The following is a 16,117-nucleotide window of genomic DNA, read 5'->3' on the forward strand; positions in this document are numbered from 1 at the left end:
TCCTTCCAGGCCGCTTCTCAGCAAGCCAGGTCAGGTGTCACTCATCCGTGCAGCAGTCCCAGCCTTTGGGCGTAGCCGCGAAGAATCTCGTCGCTAGCACGGAGCTTCTGGCCGGGCCGTTTCGGCTTCGGTGTGGAGTACTTGCCCGTGGTGGCTTCTGAGCGGCTGCCCGTGGGAGGAGAAGCGGCCATTCGCGGGCGGGCAGGATCCGGGCTGGAGAGGGCGGTGAGACCCGGGCGAGCGCCGGGGCCGGGTGCCTCGTCGCCCGGCTCTGAAGGGTGTGGGCAGGGCTGCTTCTGCACCCGATCACCGCCAACATTCGCCCGCTCGACGGCCTCCGCGCGAGAGCGGTCGGGCTGTGCTGCGGGCGGGCTGGCGGGCTGCCCGGAGGGCGGGGTCCAACGTCCGGGCAGGTCGATGGTGGCCAGATCAGCTGCCTGACGGCGGGTGGCGAGCTGGCGGAGCAGCCGCTCATTGCGGAGCGGGTCGGCATCGACACCCGAGCGGGCGAGGGCCTTGGACAGACGACGCACGGTGCGACGGCCCCTCCATCCAGTGCGTTGCGCGGGCGGCATCTCAGCGAGACGGGCGGCCAGTGCGACGGCCCGGCGCGTGGCCCGGTCGTGAATGATCTGGGCGGCGCCTTGGTCTCGCTCGGCGATCCCTAGGCGGGCGAGCAGCCGCTCGCGGGCTTGCCGGCTGAGGACGGCTGCGAGACCGCGGGAGGCGGAGTCGGGTGTGTGCTGGCGCAGCTCGATGCCCATGGCCAGGTGCCACAACACTGCGGCCATTACCGGGCCTGTGAAGGCGCGCACGGTGCCCCCGACGGGGCCGGACTCGGCGTACGCGGGGATGGCCTGCACCGTGGTGATGACCCAGACCAGGACTCCGGGCAGGCCGGCCGCGTTCCTCGGCCCGTGCAGGTTCTGGCGGGCCATCAGTGCCATCGAGAACAGGGCGAGCTCAGCGGCTGCGAACATCACGGCGCGTTCGGCGGTATCGCGCATGTCGAGGTGGTGGGCGGCGAACCGCCAGCTCGTGTCGGCACTGTAGGCAGTGCACACGAATGCCGCCACGGCAGCTGTGACGACTGCTGCCGAAGGCGTCCGCTTCGGATCACGGGCGGGACGACGGCTGCGCCGGGTCCTCATGCCCGCAAGAAGCGCCGAGGCGGCGACGGCCAAGACGATCACGGCGAGGAGCGGGCTGTCGGCGTTCGGGAGCGAGATGGTGGCGAGCGTTTCGGGTATTGCGGGGCGCATGTACGGGGCTACTCCGTGACAGGGCAGGGAAGACGATCACGGCGTTCACGGAGGGGGCGTACACGCGGGCCCCCTTCTAAAGGGGGGCCCGCGCGTGATCGCTCGGGCGTGTGAGCCTCGTGAACGCTCGCGTGATCGCTTGACCTGCGGTTTTTCTGTGAGCGTGTGCGCTGTGAGCGGTCCACGACGGTCAGCGGCTGTGGGGGCCGCGTGTACGGTCGCGTGAACGCTCCGGCAGGGTCGGGGCGGGATTCAGCCCACGGAGATGAGGTGGCGAGCGGAGGCGTAGTAGCGGGCCTGCTGGCCGCCTCCGGCCCCTCCAGCGATGCCGTTGGTCTTGGTGGCAAGGCTGCTGTCGACGAGCCGGCTGAGATGGCGTCGTGCCTTCTCGACATCGGCTCGCTCGGGATCGCCACCGACGAGGATGGTGGCCAGTTCGCGTGCGGTCAGCCCGCCCGGGGCGTTCCGCAGCAGGACGGCGGGGTCCTTGGTGGGGTCGACGGTGGTGGTCCCACGTACATGGTCGTGGGTGACATCCAGGGGGCCGACTTCGCCGGTGGGCGTCTTGAGGTGATGCAGAGTCACCGCAGGGTCGCCCGCCCTGCCGGTGACGAACAGGACGCTGCCCGCGCCGGCGGTGAACCAGGTGGACCCGTAGACCTGGTCCAGGCTGGGGCGCTGACCGCGTGGCGCGTCGGCGGTCGCCTTGCGCTGGTGGTGCAGTTCCAGGATCTCCACCCCGTTGCGCAGAGCGCGCATACGGGCGTTATGGAAGGCGACCGCGAGGCTGTCGTCGACCATCGTGCTGACCGCGTCCTTGAGGCTGTCGATCACGATGGTGTCGGCTTGGTGGGCGGCGGCGAGGTCGGCGAGGAGGTCGGGTTCCTTGTCGAGGGTGGTGGGCAGCGGGCCCTCCCAGACCACGAGCCGCTCGCGGAGGATCTTCTCGTCGGTGGGGAAGACGCGGCGGGCCATGGCCTTGGCGATCTGTTTGGGGCGATCCATCGCCAGGTAGAGCACGCGCCTGCTGGGAGCGACAGGCATCTCCAGGACGGTTTCCGTCAGGCCGAGGCGGGCGAAGATCACCTGATGGGCCAGCGTCGTCTTGCCGACGCCCGGAGCGCCGACGATCATCAGGCTCTCGCCTGGGGCCCAGACGGTCTTCTCGCCCGTGCCCCACAAGGGCTGGGCGTTTGCGCCGCTCTCTTTGACGAACGACCATCCGTCGGTGGCGAAGCGGGACAGCCGCCCCTGTCCCGATGCGAGCGCGCGTTCTCGTTCGGCGCGTACTTCCGTCTCGACCTCGCTGCGGATCGCCTCGGGATCGGCGCCGGGCTCCCGGACCCGCTGGAGTGTGCGCACGGCTGAGGCTCCAAGGCGGCGCAGGTCCGCCTTGGCGCGGACGATCTCCGAGTGGTACTCCGCGCTGCTAGTGCCGTAGGGGGCATCGGCGAGCTGGGACACGTAGACGGGGCCGCCCACGCGCTGCAGCTCGCCCTGCTGCTGGAGGAGCTCGGTGAGGACGATCGGGTCGGTCGGCTTGTCCTCGCGATGCTGCGCGAGGAGCGCGCGCCAGATGGTCTCGTGCGCGGGCCGGTAGAAGGCGTCATCGCCGAGGATGGGCCTGACCGCGGCGATGATGTCGGGTTTGTGCATGCAGGCGCCGAGGACCGCGCACTCGGCGTCCAGGTTAAACGGTTGCTCCGTCGGGGTGGAGCCTTCGTCGAAGCGGGATGGCGTCTGGGAGGGCAGGGTCGTACCCTGGTTCACGGAGCTCCTCACCCGGCAGGCCATACGGGGCGGCAACCCCGGCCTCCGGTTTCGATCGTTCAGGGATGGATGGTTGTGCGGTGGAGCCTCTACTTCGGCCCCGGTGTTCGTAGCACCGGGGCCGCTTGCGTGTGCGGTTCCGTCCGTCGCTGTACGGCGGAGTACGACCATAGCCGAGATTTTCGGCAACGCAATGCCTTGCATTTCAATCCGCAACGATGTTTAGTTGCGGATGCTGGTTCGATCGGATCTGTCGTCGTGGGAAGGGAGGCGCGAGTGAGTGGTGAGGAAGGCGCGGAGCGCGCCGGCCCAGGCCGACCGGTGCCGGAAGACCACGTCGCCGCACGCGTCAAGCTGGAACGCGAGGTCCGCGGTTGGAGCACGGTGAAGCTCGCCGAGGAGATGGCCGCTGTCGGTCATCCGATCAACCAATCCGCGATCTGGCGCATCGAGAGCGGCAAGCCGCGTCGCAGGGTCAACCTCGACGAGGCGCTCGGCTTCTGCAAGGTCTTCGACCTCACCATGCAGGACCTGACCGGACCGCCGGACGAGCTGGCCACGCCCCGCATCCGCCAGCTCGCGCACGAGTACGTGCAGATGACGTTGGAGTACCGCCAACTGCGGGCGGCGATCGACCGGAACCAGATGCACCTGCATGAGATCGATGTCGAACTCAACGCCTACGGTGACAAGGGTCCTGAGCAGAGAGGGCAGGTCGACGAACTTCTCCGGCTCGAAGAACGGACCCAGCAGAGGAATCTGCACCCGTCCCGAGCGCATCTGAGAAACCAGAACCCGCCACCAGCCGGCGAGTAGCCGACCACTGTCCTATCTGCGGCGCTACGAACGCCGAGTAGCCCCACGCACGGCGAACTGCCTGCCATCGTCGACTACCATCCACCGCCCCATCCATCCCTGAACGACGCCACCGGCCAGGCCGACGGGAGTTGCCGCTCCCGCGACGCCGCACGGCCGACGCGAGGAGCACCCCCATGCCGCAGCCCGGCCTGCCCATTTCCCAGATAGCCCAGCTTCTGGATGTCCCCGAAGACGCCCTGCGTACTCTGATAGCCGAGCGCCGCCCCACTGGCGACACGACTCTCGTCGCTCTCACTGTCTCTGAGGCCGCCCGGCGAATCGGCGTCGGCCGTACCAAGCTCTACGAGTACGTCTCCTCCGGCGAGATCGCTTCCGTCAAGATCGGGAGTCTGCGCCGCATCCCAGCTGAAGCAGTGAACGAGTTCTTGGCCCGCCGCCTGTCGGCGACCGACTTCGGGGCCGCCGCGTGACTCGCGCATCCGAATCGAAGTCCCGCCAGCCCAACGGAGCCTCGTCCATCTACCTCGGCAAGGACGGCCGCTGGCACGGCCGCGTCACCGTCGGTGTCAAGGACGACGGCACCCCTGACCGTCGCCACGTCAGCCGGAAGACCCGTACCGAGGTCACCAAGGTCGTCCGCGAGCTGGAGCGACAGCGTGACACAGGCGCCGTCCGCAAGGCCGGCCAGTGGTGGACCGTGAAGACCTGGCTCACCCACTGGGTCGAGAACATCGCAGCGCCGAACGTCTCCGAGAACACCATCGACGGCTACCGGGTCGCGGTGAACCATCACCTCGTCCCCGGCCTCGGCGCCCACCGCCTGGAGAAGCTGGAGCCGGAGCACCTGGAGCGCTTCTACAGGAAGATGCAGGAGACCGGCAGCGCCGCCGGCACTGCCCACCAGGTGCACCGCACCCTCCGTGCCGCGCTCAACGAAGCCGTGCGCCGTGGGCACGCCGTCCGGAACCCGGCGACGATCGCGAAAGCCCCGCGCCTCGAAGAGGACGAAGTCGAGCCGTACTCGGTTGAGGAGGTCCAACGCCTCCTGGCGGAGGCGGGGAAGCGCCGCAACGAGGCTCGCTGGGTCATCGCCTTGGCGCTCGGACTCCGTCAGGGCGAGGTCCTCGGCATGCAGTGGACCGACATCGACTTCGAGCTCGGAGTCATCCGTGTCCGACGAGGCCGCCTACGGCCCCGCTACGAGCACGGCTGCGGTAAACGCTGCGGGCGCAAGCCCGGCTACTGCCCGCAGAAGATCAACGTTCGGCGCGAGACCAAGAGCGTGAAGTCACGAGCCGGTCAGCGGCCCATCGGCGTTCCGGACGAGCTGATGGCTCTGCTCCGACGGCACAAGGAGCAGCAGGGCCGAGAGTGCGCTCTCGCTCGTGACCTCTGGACGGAGAAGGGATATGTCTTCACCTCGCCGGTCGGCGAACCCCTGAACCCGAACACCGACTTCCACCGGTGGAAGGACCTGCTGAAGGCTGCGGGGGTTCGCGACGGCCGCCTTCACGACGCCCGACACACGGCGGCCACGGTCCTGCTCATCCTCGGGATCTCCGACGCCGTCGTCGACGGCATCATGGGCTGGGAGCCCGGCAAGTCCGCACGGATGCGCCGCCGTTACCAGCACATGACCGGCCCCGTCCTGAAGCAGACCGCCGCCAAGGTCGGAGCGCTGCTCTGGACCGTGCCCGCGGACGTGTCGGTGGAGGCCAGCTCCAGTGCCGCCTTGCGCTCCGCCTCTGCCTCGGTCGACTCAGCTCTCTACCTCGCCAACCTCGGCGGCCGACGCTTGGCCTTCGCCGCCCGTGAGCACGCGGAGCGAGTGGTTGCCCAGTGGAGCGAGGATCGGCCAGGCCAAGCCGCTCAGGTTGAGGAGATAGGGCGGGCGCAGTGGGAGGCCGAGGCAGGCGGCGGAGCCCAGCCCATCCGTCACGAGGTTCCCGACCGCCGGATGGTGCACCACGCTCATGCCGTGTTTCTGACGGGAGGAGAACGGCTCAACGTCGGGAGTCCTGCCCGATGGTCGACATGGGCCTGGGACTTCGAGCCCGATCTGTACACGGACCTGCCAGTCCGCTGGCACACTTCTCGTCGGCCAGGCCAGGAGATTGAGGCCCATGTGCGTGGCACGGACGAGAACGCGGTCTCGTCGGCCTACGGGGAGGCGTGCGCACAGGCTGTGGACCGGGCGCGTAATCCCACCACGTACGGCGATGGGCAGAGTTAGCGGCCCGCAGCGCGGAAGAACGCGTTGCGGAGGAGAGCGATGGAGGCCCTACGGCATGAAGTACAAGAACGAAGCCGAGATCATGCGCGCGCTCGGGATCGACACCTGGAGGCATCTCTCCAAGGAGAAAGCGGTCAAGTTCGCGGCCATGATGCCTGACATGGACACCGAAGTGGCCATGAAGATTGTCGAACAGTTCCCCGAGTTCAGGAAGTTCGCCACGGATGCCTTCGGAGCCATCGAGAAGGCCCACGAGGCCACTCTCGCCGACGGCAGGCATAGCCTGGATCAGGTCTACCAGACCCTCCGGGAGAACCGGGTGATCTTCGAGCGAGAACTCCACAGAGGCGACCTGACCTGGGAGCAGAGGAAGCACATCCTCGAACTCATTCAGGAAACGGCAAGACTTGCTTCTCAGAAGGACACTGAGCACAAGCGCCACATCGATGGTCTGCTGAAGAAGACCATGATCGGTGTCGGATCCGCGCTCGCCCTGGGTGTGGTCTTCGTCGGAGGCCGGATCCTGGCGCAGGGCAAGGAAGAACCCGACGACTCCGGGGAGTCGTGACCCGGTGGGCGGCGCCGGCCCGTGTTCTCGGTGACCGTCTCATGGACTGGGCCGCGCTGGGCTGTGCCCTTGCTGTGCGCGGGGGCATTGTCAGTGGTGTGCGTCAGACTCGGAACACGGCGCACACCCGTGTTGGCCGTCCGTCCACGCCTCTCACTCCTCTGCACCCGCAAGGAACGGTCATGGCACATCTGCACAAGCAGTTCGACGACCTGCTCACCCTGATCAATGTAGAACCCGACATTCTCGCGGCGACGCGCGAACGTCTCGTGTTGGCCCGCACGTTGGCTGAGAAGCACCCCGAGGGCCGTACGTCCTACAGCTCGGGTTCGATCCCCGTTGGCACCCACGTTCAGCCGCACGGGGGAGCCGTCAGCGACGGGGACGGCGGGATCATCTTGGACCGTGTTCGGCACCCGGAGCTTGGTCCTGACGGCGAAGGGGAGGCCCCGCACGCCGTCACCGACGCACTCGTCGCGTTCATCGGTCCGAAGCTCCGCGACCCGGAGCGCACCCCGTCTTACCCCAAAGCGCGAGTTTGCAAGTCCCGGCGTGGCCTCAAGATTCATTTCGGTGCTCCGGTTAACGGCACGGATGTCACGGTTGATCTCATCGTGGCGCTGAGCCGCCGCGATGGGCGCGGACTATGGATCCCCGACCTGGAGCAGGTCCAGGGCTCCAAGAAGGCATGGAGTGCCAGCGACCCCCAAGGCCACGTAGAGCTGTTGACTTCCGGCGCCGACGCCCTGCGGCGCACCCGGCGCCGCGCCATACGCATCCTCAAGGCGTGGAATGCACAGGCTGCGAAGCCAGGTTTTTCCTCGCACCAACTCTCCGTGTGGGCATATGAGTTCGTTGAGCCGCGAATGGGCCTCGTCGGCGCGGTGTACGCGGTGCTCCGGGAGGCCGCCCTGCGCCTCCAGCGTGGCGAGCCGACCGAGGATCCGCGCTCCGTTTCGCCTGACCTCAAGCCGCTGATCCCAGACGCGGATGCGGAGAGGCGGCTGCGGGTCGCCGCTGACAAGCTCGCGAAGGCCATAGCCGATCCCGACGACATCGACACGGTGGCGGAGGTCTTGGAGCAGCTCTTCCCCAAGACGATGCGTGAACGAGAGCGTGCCTTCTCCGCCGCCTCCGCTCCCCTGAGCACCACCGCCAGCCTCGGTCTCGCCGGCGCGAGTCTGCTCCTTCCGAAGACGCGTTCGTGGAGGGAAGACGTGTCCGTTGGGTGGTGACCGGCGTGCCGCGTGCCGTCCTTGGTTCGCCCGTCCCGTGGCCCGCGACAAGCTGTTGACCGAGATGCGCTCAACGGGGCTCGACGCGCGCGAGGTGGACAGGCCCACCGACTTCGCGTCCGGATTCACTGTCCAGGTCTACCCGCACGTGCAGATCCTGCCCTTGCATAGTCTCCGCATCGTCTTCGCTCCCGGCGATCCAGCATTCCCCCGCGTCCACGCACGTGGACCCGACTGCCCGGCCCACCGCAACCCCGATGGTTCCCTTTGCCTTTGGTACCCGAAGGACGCGTCCTCGCGCCGGTGGTCGCCCGGCGACGGCGGGCGACTCCTCGTCGCGATCATCGTCCGCCATCTGCGCTGGGAGTCTGCCTATCGCTCCACCGGCGTCTGGCCGGGCTTCGAAGCACCCCATGGCCTCGGTTCACCGGGCCTCGACGAACAGGACCAAATAATTGGCTGACGCGATCAAGGCCCTCGGCCCCTACGCTGCTGTTTTTGCCGCACTAGTGACCGGCCTCGTCCTCGGCGTCCAGGCGCGTATCGGCCGTCGTGCTCAGCTGCAGGAGCGGAAGCAGGAATTGTTCGCGAGCGCGTACGAGGTGAGTATTCAGTACGCGGAGATGGCTTACGCCGTGCGGCGCCGCCGCGCGGATGCTGCCGCCGAGGAGCGGGTTCGCCTGTCGGAGCAGCTGCGGGAGATCCAGTCGAGACTGACTTGGCACGAGGCGTGGGTCCGCTTCGAGGCTCCGGAGGTGGGCGCCGCGTACGACGAACTCGTAGCCCACACCCGGACAGTGGCGGGGCAGAGCATGAAGGAGGCGTGGCGCTCGCCCCCAGCGGGGGACGATCCGGCGATGGTGATCTCGACTTCGGTCGTTGACCTGCGGGTGCTGGCGGATGTCCGCGAGCGATACATGGCCGCGGTGGAAGCGCACCTTCGCCCCGGGGGCCGCGCCCTCCGCCTCATCCCGCGGCCGCGCCGCGCCCTGCAGCCTCCTCCCGCGCCTGCTCCCCGACCTGGTACTGGCCCTGGACCCACGTGATCACCGACGCCCTCGAACGGCTCGCACTCCGGGTGATCAGCATTGCTCCCCGTTCCACGAGTGCCCGTGACCAGCCCGGAGTGGTGGAACCCGGCGCCACCCCGCGACGACACTTGGGCTCCCGACCTGAAAAACGGCCGACCGACTCTGCTGGCGGACCGACACGCAAGATCGAAGTCAGGGGCCTCGCCTCTGCGAAGGCATCCGAACGTGGGACCTCGACACGGTCTGTCGGGACCCGCTTGTCTTTCCTAGCCGGGGAGCCCGAGTTCCTTCAGATACGTGAGCCGGGCGTTTATCGCCGCTGAGAAGTGTCGCCAGTCGAGGCTATCCACCAGCTCCGTCGGCTTGGGCTCCTCGGCCGATGACGTGACATAGCAGGCGGCGTCGTACAACTGCTCCGCCACGAGGCGTTCACAGAAGGTCCCGAAGCGGTCCTGGTAAGAGGTCTCGTGCCAGTGTGAGTCGATGGGCAGGGCGCCCTTCGCGATCCTGACCGGGTTCCGGGACTTCTGGTGGTCTTCCATGATGAAGAAGTAGCCGAGCCAGGGCTTTTCCTTCGGATAGAGGTCGGCCAAGACTGCGCGGCGTAGGTCCACAGCGCTGCCGAGCGCCTCCTCGACCCTGTTGTTGTAGTTGTTGCCAAAGGACGGGCCACCCAACGCCTTGAGCTCGAAGGCCGCGACGAGGACGCCCTGGTGGACGACCACCACGTCCCACTGCTTCTGGGGGCGGTAGTAGCCGGGAAGTTCGAGTCCTTGCTTCTTGGCGACCCGGATGCTCTCGGGCGGGTAGCCGGCTTCGAGAAAGAACTTCGACAGGAGGATCGCGATCGCGTCGAAGTGCTTGCCACCCCGTACGGATCCAGCTGTACCGGCTCCGACAGCAGCCTTGATCGCAGACTGTTCACCCTGAAGCTTCCTGGCGTCCCAGTAGGCCGCTATCGCATCCTCGAAATCCTGGCGGGTGACCGTCAAGATCCGTCCTCCTAGTCAGGCAGTTCGGAAAGTCCGTAGACGCGCAGAGCAGCCTCCGTGGCGGCCCTCACGTCTCGCTTATCGAAAGCTGCCGCCAGGGCTTCTCGGTCGTGCTCGCTGATCGCCTCCGGGTCGGGGACCCGGATCTTGCGGAGGTACTGGGCCTGGAAGCGGAGAGTCCCCCCTCGCATCTTGACCGCGTACGCCTCCACGAACGCTTCCGCGACCTTGGAGAGCAGCAGACCACCCAGCACGCGCATGTCCCAGACGTCCGAGACGATGAAGTACAGGTTGTGGTGAGGGTACAGCCCGCCCTCATCGAGTACCGGATGGATCGTCAGCTTCATGTCTGGGAAGAGCAGCTTGGGCCGCCGGGCCAGTGTGGAATCGACCTTGTCGATGGTCTTGTACCAGCGGTGCGGCTGCTTGACTGCCACGTAGCGCTTGCGCAACGCGGCTTCGTGATCGTCGAGATACTTTGCAAGCCGGGGAAATGCGGCGAGGTCGACCAGATCGCCACTCGCAGACCAGGGGTTGACCAGGTAGGTGCCGCTCCAGTTGAGCGCGCCGCTCGTGGTGTCGCGGACCATGGCCATGGGCAGCAGCCGGTCATCCTCGATGGACTTGTCGTCGCTGGTGAGGAAGACCTTGTCCGCGCCGGTGGCGATGCCAATGCCGACCCTGGTGCCGGTGCCGTTGTTCTCGAGAAGTTGGAAGCGCTCTGTCAGCTCTTCGAGCACGGCCAGTCGGGCGGGAGAGGCGCTCGGCCATGACTCCTCGTCCGGGAACCAGTGCGGCATGCGAGCGGCCTGAAAGGCTTCCGTCGCGACCGTTTCAGTCCGATCACTCGTGTACCAGCGCGCGAAGTCGGTGGCTTGGGGAGCGTTGAAGGCTCGCGTGGTGTCCGCGGCTACGGCGGTGCCCTGGGCCCGCTTGCTGATGAGCGTGATGGCCGGGTAGGCGGAAACCTGGTCGTCGAACGCGTCGACATCGTGCATGACCAGAGCAAGGTCCATGCTGAAGCTCTTGGTGACCAGCTGCCGCAGTCGCCGGCCGTACTGGTTGCGCATCCAGCGGTCCGCGCAGATGAAGGCCAGCTGACCTTCTGCCCCGAGGCTTCGGAGTGCGACCTCGAAGAAGCCGACGTAGATGTCTGCACGGCCGCCCATGGTGGGGCATGCGTGACGGTAGACCGCCATCCTGTCCGCCGGGACGTCCTCGAGACGGATGTAGGGCGGGTTGCCGACCACATAGTCCGCGTGCTGGATCGCCTCGGGTTGGAGCAGGTAGTCCCCCCGCTCGATCCAGGACTCCGCTACGGACTGGGCTTCTGCTGCGTCCCAGCCGTCGTCGACCAGGTGCTTCTCGACTACTTCGCGGCTCCTGTGGACGTTCCGCTCCAGCAGGTCGAGCGCACGTACAGCCCCGCGTGCATCACCGATGGGGCGGTTGTACTTGCGGCAAGAAGCGCTGATGCGCGCGGCCACCGCTCCCAGAAACGCTCCCGAGCCGCAGGCTGGCTCAACAAGCTTCAAGTCGCATAGGACCTTGTCCGAGGTGTAGCCCACGAGGTCGAGGATCAGGTCGACGACCCAGCGCCGCGTGAACACCTCGCCGTGCTCCACGGCCTCCTCGGGGACTGAGGGAAGGGTGTGGAGGGCGGTGTCGAAGAACAGGGGAGTGGCCACGTCTCGACACTACTAGGGAGGATTTCGGCCACGAGAGTTATCCACAGGGGCCGGTCGCGCTCAACGGAGTGATCTGTTCCGTCTGCGGAGCATCGGGCGCGTGGGCCTGATGAGGCCGACAGTCATGTCGCTTTCGTGGCCAAGGAGAGCCCGCTTTGGGTTCGTCGGCGTGAAGGCGCCTGCGACTGAGTAGCGCCGGTCAGCGACCGAGCTGACGTGTCACCTTGGGTCAACTGAGACCAAAACTGAGACCACACACGTCGAAGGGCCCCACCGTGAACGGTGGGGCCCTTCGACGTATTGCCCGGTGAGAGCAATGGCGGAGGATACGAGATTCGAACTCGTGAGGGGTTGCCCCCAACACGCTTTCCAAGCGTGCGCCCTAGGCCACTAGGCGAATCCTCCGCCGCAAACAATACAAGACGTTTGAGGGTGCTCGCGAACACGATCCCCGGAGATCGTCCGCGAGCGGGGTCCGGGGGCGTCGCGGGCCGTTCGTCGGGGGCGGGTGGGTGGACCGGAGGGGGTGGGGATCCGCTAAGGTGGGCGTCAGCCCCTCACGTGGCGCTATCTGACTGAACTCCCCCAGGGCCGGAAGGCAGCAAGGGTAGGTTGGCTCTGGCGGGTGCGTGGGGGGCCCTTTGCGTTGGCCGTGAGGTGCTGTGGGGTCGGGTGTCAGTCGCTCCCGATAACCTCGTAGATGTGTCGTCCCTTGCGCTGTACCGCCGCTACCGCCCCGAGTCGTTCGCCGAGGTCATCGGTCAGGAGCATGTCACTGACCCGCTCCAGCAGGCCCTGCGGAACAACCGGGTCAATCACGCGTACCTGTTCAGCGGGCCGCGCGGCTGTGGAAAGACGACCAGCGCGCGCATCCTCGCCCGCTGTCTGAACTGCGAGCAGGGGCCCACGCCCACCCCGTGCGGGGAGTGCCAGTCCTGTCGGGACCTCGCGCGGAACGGGCCGGGGTCCATCGATGTCATCGAGATCGACGCCGCGTCCCACGGTGGTGTGGACGACGCCCGTGATCTGCGCGAGAAGGCGTTCTTCGGGCCCGCCTCCAGTCGTTACAAGATCTACATCATCGACGAGGCGCACATGGTCACCCCGGCGGGCTTCAACGCCCTGCTGAAGGTGGTCGAGGAGCCGCCGGAGCACCTCAAGTTCATCTTCGCGACGACCGAGCCCGAGAAGGTCATCGGGACGATCCGGTCGCGTACGCACCACTATCCGTTCCGGCTGGTGCCCCCGGGGACCCTGCGGAGCTACCTCGCCGATGTGTGCGGGCGGGAGAACAGCCCGGTCGAGGACGGCGTCCTCCCGCTCGTCGTGCGCGCCGGGGCCGGGTCCGTGCGTGACTCGATGTCCGTCATGGACCAACTGCTCGCCGGTGCGGGCGACGACGGTGTGACGTATGCCATGGCCACCGCGCTCCTCGGATACACCGACGGCTCGCTGCTCGACTCGATCGTCGACGCCTTCGCCGCCGGCGACGGGGCCGCCGCCTTCGAGGTCGTGGACCGGGTCATCGAGGGCGGCAACGATCCCCGTCGGTTCGTGGCCGATCTCCTGGAGCGGCTGCGGGATCTGGTGATCCTCGCCGCCGTGCCGGATGCGGGGGAGAAGGGGCTCATCGACGCGCCCGCCGACGTCGTCGAGCGCATGCAGGCCCAGGCGTCCGTCTTCGGCGCCGCCGAGCTGAGCCGCGCCGCCGACCTCGTCAACGACGGGCTCACCGAGATGCGCGGTGCCACCTCGCCGCGCCTCCAGGTGGAGCTGATCTGCGCCCGGGTCCTGCTGCCCGCCGCCTACGACGACGAGCGGTCGCTGCAGGCCCGGCTCGACCGGCTGGAGCGCGGGGCCTCGGCCGCCGTCGGCGCTGGGTTCGCCGCCCCGCCCGTCGGTGCCGCCCCCCTGGGGTACGTACCGGGGCCGGACGTCCATGCTCCCCAGGGCCATGCCGCTCAGGGGCCTGCGCCCGTGGGGCCCGCCGGTCCGGACGCCACCCGTGCCGCCGTACGGAGCGAGGCCCCGCCCGCCGCCCCGGCCCCGGCCGCCTACGCACCGCCCGCCGCCGAGCCCGCCCCGCAGGCTCCCCCGGCCCCCGCGCCCGCCCCCGAGCCCGGTCAGCGGCCCGGTTCCTGGCCCGCCGCCGCGGGAGCCGGATCCGGCGCGGGTTCCGGGGGCGGGGAGCAGGCCCGTCGGCCCGGTGGCTGGCCCACCGCGTCCGCCCCCGGCAGCGGGCCCGCCCCCGCCGCCACCCCGCCGCCCGCCGCGGCCCCGGTCGCCCCGGCGGCCCCCGCCGCACCGCAGGCCGCGGCCGAGGGCGGGCAGAGCATGGCCCAGGGCGCCGTCCAGGTGCGGAACATGTGGCCCGACATCCTGGAGGCGGTCAAGAACCGCCGCCGCTTCACCTGGATCCTGCTCAGCCAGAACGCCCAGGTCGCCGGGTTCGACGGGACGACGCTCCAGCTCGGCTTCCTCAACGCGGGCGCCCGCGACAACTTCGCCAGCAGCGGCAGCGAGGAGGTCCTCAAGCAGGCCCTCGCCGAGCGCTTCAACGCCCAGTGGCGCATCGAAGCCGTCATCGACACCTCCGGTGGCGGCGGCATGCCCCCGCAGTCGGGTGGCGGCGGACGCCCCGCCCCGCAGTACCAGCCCGCCCCGCCGGCCCCCGCCGCCCCGGTCGCGTACGAGCCCCGCCCCCAGCACGCGCCCCCGCAGCAGTCCGCGCCCGCACCGCAGGGTCAGCCCGCCCCGCCGGCCCAGCAGCCGCCTCCCGCCGCGCCGCCGCAGAGCCGGGACGCCGCGCCCGCCCCCGAGGCCTCCCCCCGTTCGTACGGGGCGGAGCCGCCGCGCTCCGTGGCCCCGGAGGACGACGTCCCGGAGGACGACGACCCGGATCTCGTCGACTCCGCGCTCTCCGGCCACGACCTGATCGTCCGCGAGCTCGGCGCCACGGTGATCGACGAGTTCGCCAACGAACAGTGAGGCGTCCCGCACGCCCGGGCGTCGGCCGTCCGCCGTCCACCCACCGGCGGCCGTCAAGGCTCCACGCCCCCGGCGGCTAGGCTGCACCCCGTGAAGGTCCTCGTCATCGGCGGCGGCGCCCGCGAACACGCCCTGTGCCGCTCTCTGTCCCTCGACCCCGATGTCACCGCTCTGTACTGCGCCCCCGGCAACGCCGGCATCGCAGAGGTGGCCGAACTGCACCCGGTCGACGCGCTCGACGGTGACGCCGTCGCGCGCCTCGCGACCGAGCTGGGCGCCGGGCTGGTGGTCGTCGGCCCGGAGGCCCCGCTCGTCGCCGGGGTCGCCGACGCCGTGCGCGCGGTCGGCATCCCCTGCTTCGGCCCCTCCGGCGAAGCGGCCCGGCTGGAAGGCTCCAAGGCGTTCGCCAAGGACGTCATGGCCGGCGCCGGGGTCCCCACCGCCCGCAGCTACGTCTGCACCACCCCCGCCGAGATCGACGAGGCCCTCGACGCCTTCGGCGCCCCGTACGTCGTCAAGGACGACGGCCTCGCGGCCGGCAAGGGCGTCGTCGTCACCGAGGACGTGGACGTGGCCCGCGCCCACGCGCTCTCCTGCGACCGTGTGGTCATCGAGGAGTTCCTCGACGGCCCCGAGGTCAGCCTCTTCGCGATCACCGACGGCACCACCGTCGTGCCGCTCCAGCCCGCCCAGGACTTCAAGCGCGCCCTGGACGGCGACGAGGGCCCGAACACCGGCGGCATGGGCGCCTACTCCCCGCTCCCGTGGGCCGACCCCAAGCTGGTCGACGAGGTCCTCGACACCGTCCTCCAGCCCACCGTCGACGAGCTGCGCCGCCGCGGCACCCCCTTCTCCGGGCTGCTCTACGCGGGCCTCGCGATCACCTCGCGCGGCGTCCGGGTCATCGAGTTCAACGCCCGCTTCGGCGACCCGGAGACCCAGGTCGTCCTGGCCCGGCTGAAGACCCCGCTGGCCGGCGTCCTGCTGGCCTCCGCCAACGGCACCCTGGACGCCCTCCCGCCGCTGAACTGGCGCGACGACGCCGCCGTCACCGTGGTCATCGCCTCCCACAACTACCCGGACACCCCGCGTACCGGCGACCCGATCGACGGGCTCGGGGACGTCGCGGCGCAGGATGCGCCCGACGCGTACGTCCTGCACGCCGGGACCCGCGCCGAGGGCGACACGGTGCTCAGCGCGGGCGGCCGGGTGCTCTCGGTGACCGCGACCGGCAAGGACCTCACAGCGGCCCGCGAGCGCGCCTACACCGCGCTCGGGCGGATCCGCCTGGACGGCTCCCAGCACCGTACGGACATCGCCCTGAAGGCCTCCCAGGGCTGACCCGCCCCGGACAGCGCTCCCGCAGCCCCTCGCGCCGCCCGCCCCGTATGCCACCGGCGTACGCGGCAGGCGCGAGGGGCTTCCGCGTACCACCGGGCCCGTTCCCCGGACGGCCTGCCTCATGGGCGCGAACACGTCAGCAGCTTTGCCCAAAGCCATTCCATCGGGTGACGACTGGGCTATCCGGATG

General features: G+C 69.1%; 13 protein-coding genes, 1 tRNA gene and 1 other RNA gene. 10 read left to right on the top strand and 5 right to left on the bottom strand.

The window, feature by feature from the left end; genetic code table 11:
* Window positions 1-41: 41 nt before the first annotated feature.
* Window positions 42-1,262: a hypothetical protein gene (locus tag IE145_RS27710; protein ID WP_229825888.1), complete on the bottom strand. Its 1,221-nt coding sequence runs from the start codon at window positions 1,260-1,262 to the stop codon at window positions 42-44.
* A gap of 252 nt (window positions 1,263-1,514) precedes the next feature.
* Window positions 1,515-3,032 (bottom strand): DnaB-like helicase N-terminal domain-containing protein, encoded by a 1,518-nt coding sequence (locus tag IE145_RS27715; RefSeq protein WP_189528193.1) that lies wholly within the window; start codon window positions 3,030-3,032, stop codon window positions 1,515-1,517.
* Window positions 3,033-3,353: 321 nt separating this feature from the next.
* Here IE145_RS27715 and IE145_RS27720 point away from each other — a divergent pair, with 321 nt between their 5' ends.
* The 7 genes from IE145_RS27720 (at window position 3,354) to IE145_RS27750 (ending at window position 8,933) form a co-directional block, all read left to right on the top strand.
* The gene (locus IE145_RS27720) at window positions 3,354-3,848 is read left to right on the top strand and encodes a helix-turn-helix domain-containing protein (protein WP_030632953.1); all 495 of its coding nucleotides are present in this window, start codon (window positions 3,354-3,356) and stop codon (window positions 3,846-3,848) included.
* A 176-nt stretch (window positions 3,849-4,024) separates the two neighbouring features.
* Window positions 4,025-4,321 carry a helix-turn-helix domain-containing protein gene (locus tag IE145_RS27725; protein WP_097892437.1) on the top strand — a complete coding sequence of 99 codons (297 nt, stop codon included), beginning with the start codon at window positions 4,025-4,027 and terminating at the stop codon, window positions 4,319-4,321.
* Window positions 4,318-6,084, top strand: a complete 1,767-nt coding sequence (locus IE145_RS27730) for a tyrosine-type recombinase/integrase (RefSeq protein WP_189528194.1) — start codon at window positions 4,318-4,320, stop codon at window positions 6,082-6,084. Before IE145_RS27725 ends, IE145_RS27730 begins: the two co-directional genes overlap by 4 nt.
* A gap of 55 nt (window positions 6,085-6,139) precedes the next feature.
* On the top strand, window positions 6,140-6,652 hold the full coding sequence (locus IE145_RS27735) for a hypothetical protein (RefSeq protein ID WP_069754102.1): 513 nt from the start codon (window positions 6,140-6,142) through the stop codon (window positions 6,650-6,652).
* A gap of 182 nt (window positions 6,653-6,834) precedes the next feature.
* On the top strand, window positions 6,835-7,887 hold the full coding sequence (locus IE145_RS27740; RefSeq protein WP_097892434.1) for a hypothetical protein: 1,053 nt from the start codon (window positions 6,835-6,837) through the stop codon (window positions 7,885-7,887).
* A gap of 37 nt (window positions 7,888-7,924) precedes the next feature.
* Complete coding sequence (locus IE145_RS27745) at window positions 7,925-8,350, top strand: hypothetical protein (protein ID WP_097892433.1); 426 nt, start codon at window positions 7,925-7,927, stop codon at window positions 8,348-8,350.
* Window positions 8,343-8,933, top strand: a complete 591-nt coding sequence (locus IE145_RS27750; RefSeq protein WP_189528195.1) for a hypothetical protein — start codon at window positions 8,343-8,345, stop codon at window positions 8,931-8,933. The genes IE145_RS27745 and IE145_RS27750 overlap by 8 nt, the downstream gene beginning before the upstream one ends.
* 251 nt (window positions 8,934-9,184) lie before the next feature.
* On the opposite strand, the gene IE145_RS27755 is transcribed toward IE145_RS27750, so the two are convergent.
* From IE145_RS27755 to IE145_RS27765, 3 genes are all read right to left on the bottom strand, one after another.
* Window positions 9,185-9,910, bottom strand: coding sequence for a PaeR7I family type II restriction endonuclease (locus IE145_RS27755; protein ID WP_097892431.1), 726 nt, complete (start codon window positions 9,908-9,910; stop codon window positions 9,185-9,187).
* A gap of 11 nt (window positions 9,911-9,921) precedes the next feature.
* Window positions 9,922-11,598, bottom strand: a complete 1,677-nt coding sequence (locus IE145_RS27760) for an Eco57I restriction-modification methylase domain-containing protein (protein WP_189528196.1) — start codon at window positions 11,596-11,598, stop codon at window positions 9,922-9,924.
* A gap of 317 nt (window positions 11,599-11,915) precedes the next feature.
* Window positions 11,916-12,003, bottom strand: a tRNA-Ser gene (locus tag IE145_RS27765).
* A gap of 143 nt (window positions 12,004-12,146) precedes the next feature.
* Here IE145_RS27765 and ffs point away from each other — a divergent pair.
* The 3 genes from ffs to purD all read left to right on the top strand — a co-directional run bounded on the left by ffs (window position 12,147) and on the right by purD (window position 15,927).
* Window positions 12,147-12,243, top strand: an RNA gene (ffs, locus tag IE145_RS27770) — signal recognition particle sRNA small type.
* Between the two features lie 57 nt (window positions 12,244-12,300).
* Complete coding sequence (locus IE145_RS27775; protein ID WP_189528197.1) at window positions 12,301-14,586, top strand: DNA polymerase III subunit gamma and tau; 2,286 nt, start codon at window positions 12,301-12,303, stop codon at window positions 14,584-14,586.
* A 90-nt stretch (window positions 14,587-14,676) separates the two neighbouring features.
* Complete coding sequence (purD, locus tag IE145_RS27780; protein WP_189528198.1) at window positions 14,677-15,927, top strand: phosphoribosylamine--glycine ligase; 1,251 nt, start codon at window positions 14,677-14,679, stop codon at window positions 15,925-15,927.
* The last annotated feature ends 190 nt before the right edge of the window (window positions 15,928-16,117 follow it).

The organism is Streptomyces sindenensis, assembly GCF_014649035.1.
In the GTDB taxonomy this organism is placed as follows: Bacteria; Actinomycetota; Actinomycetes; order Streptomycetales; family Streptomycetaceae; genus Streptomyces; species Streptomyces sindenensis.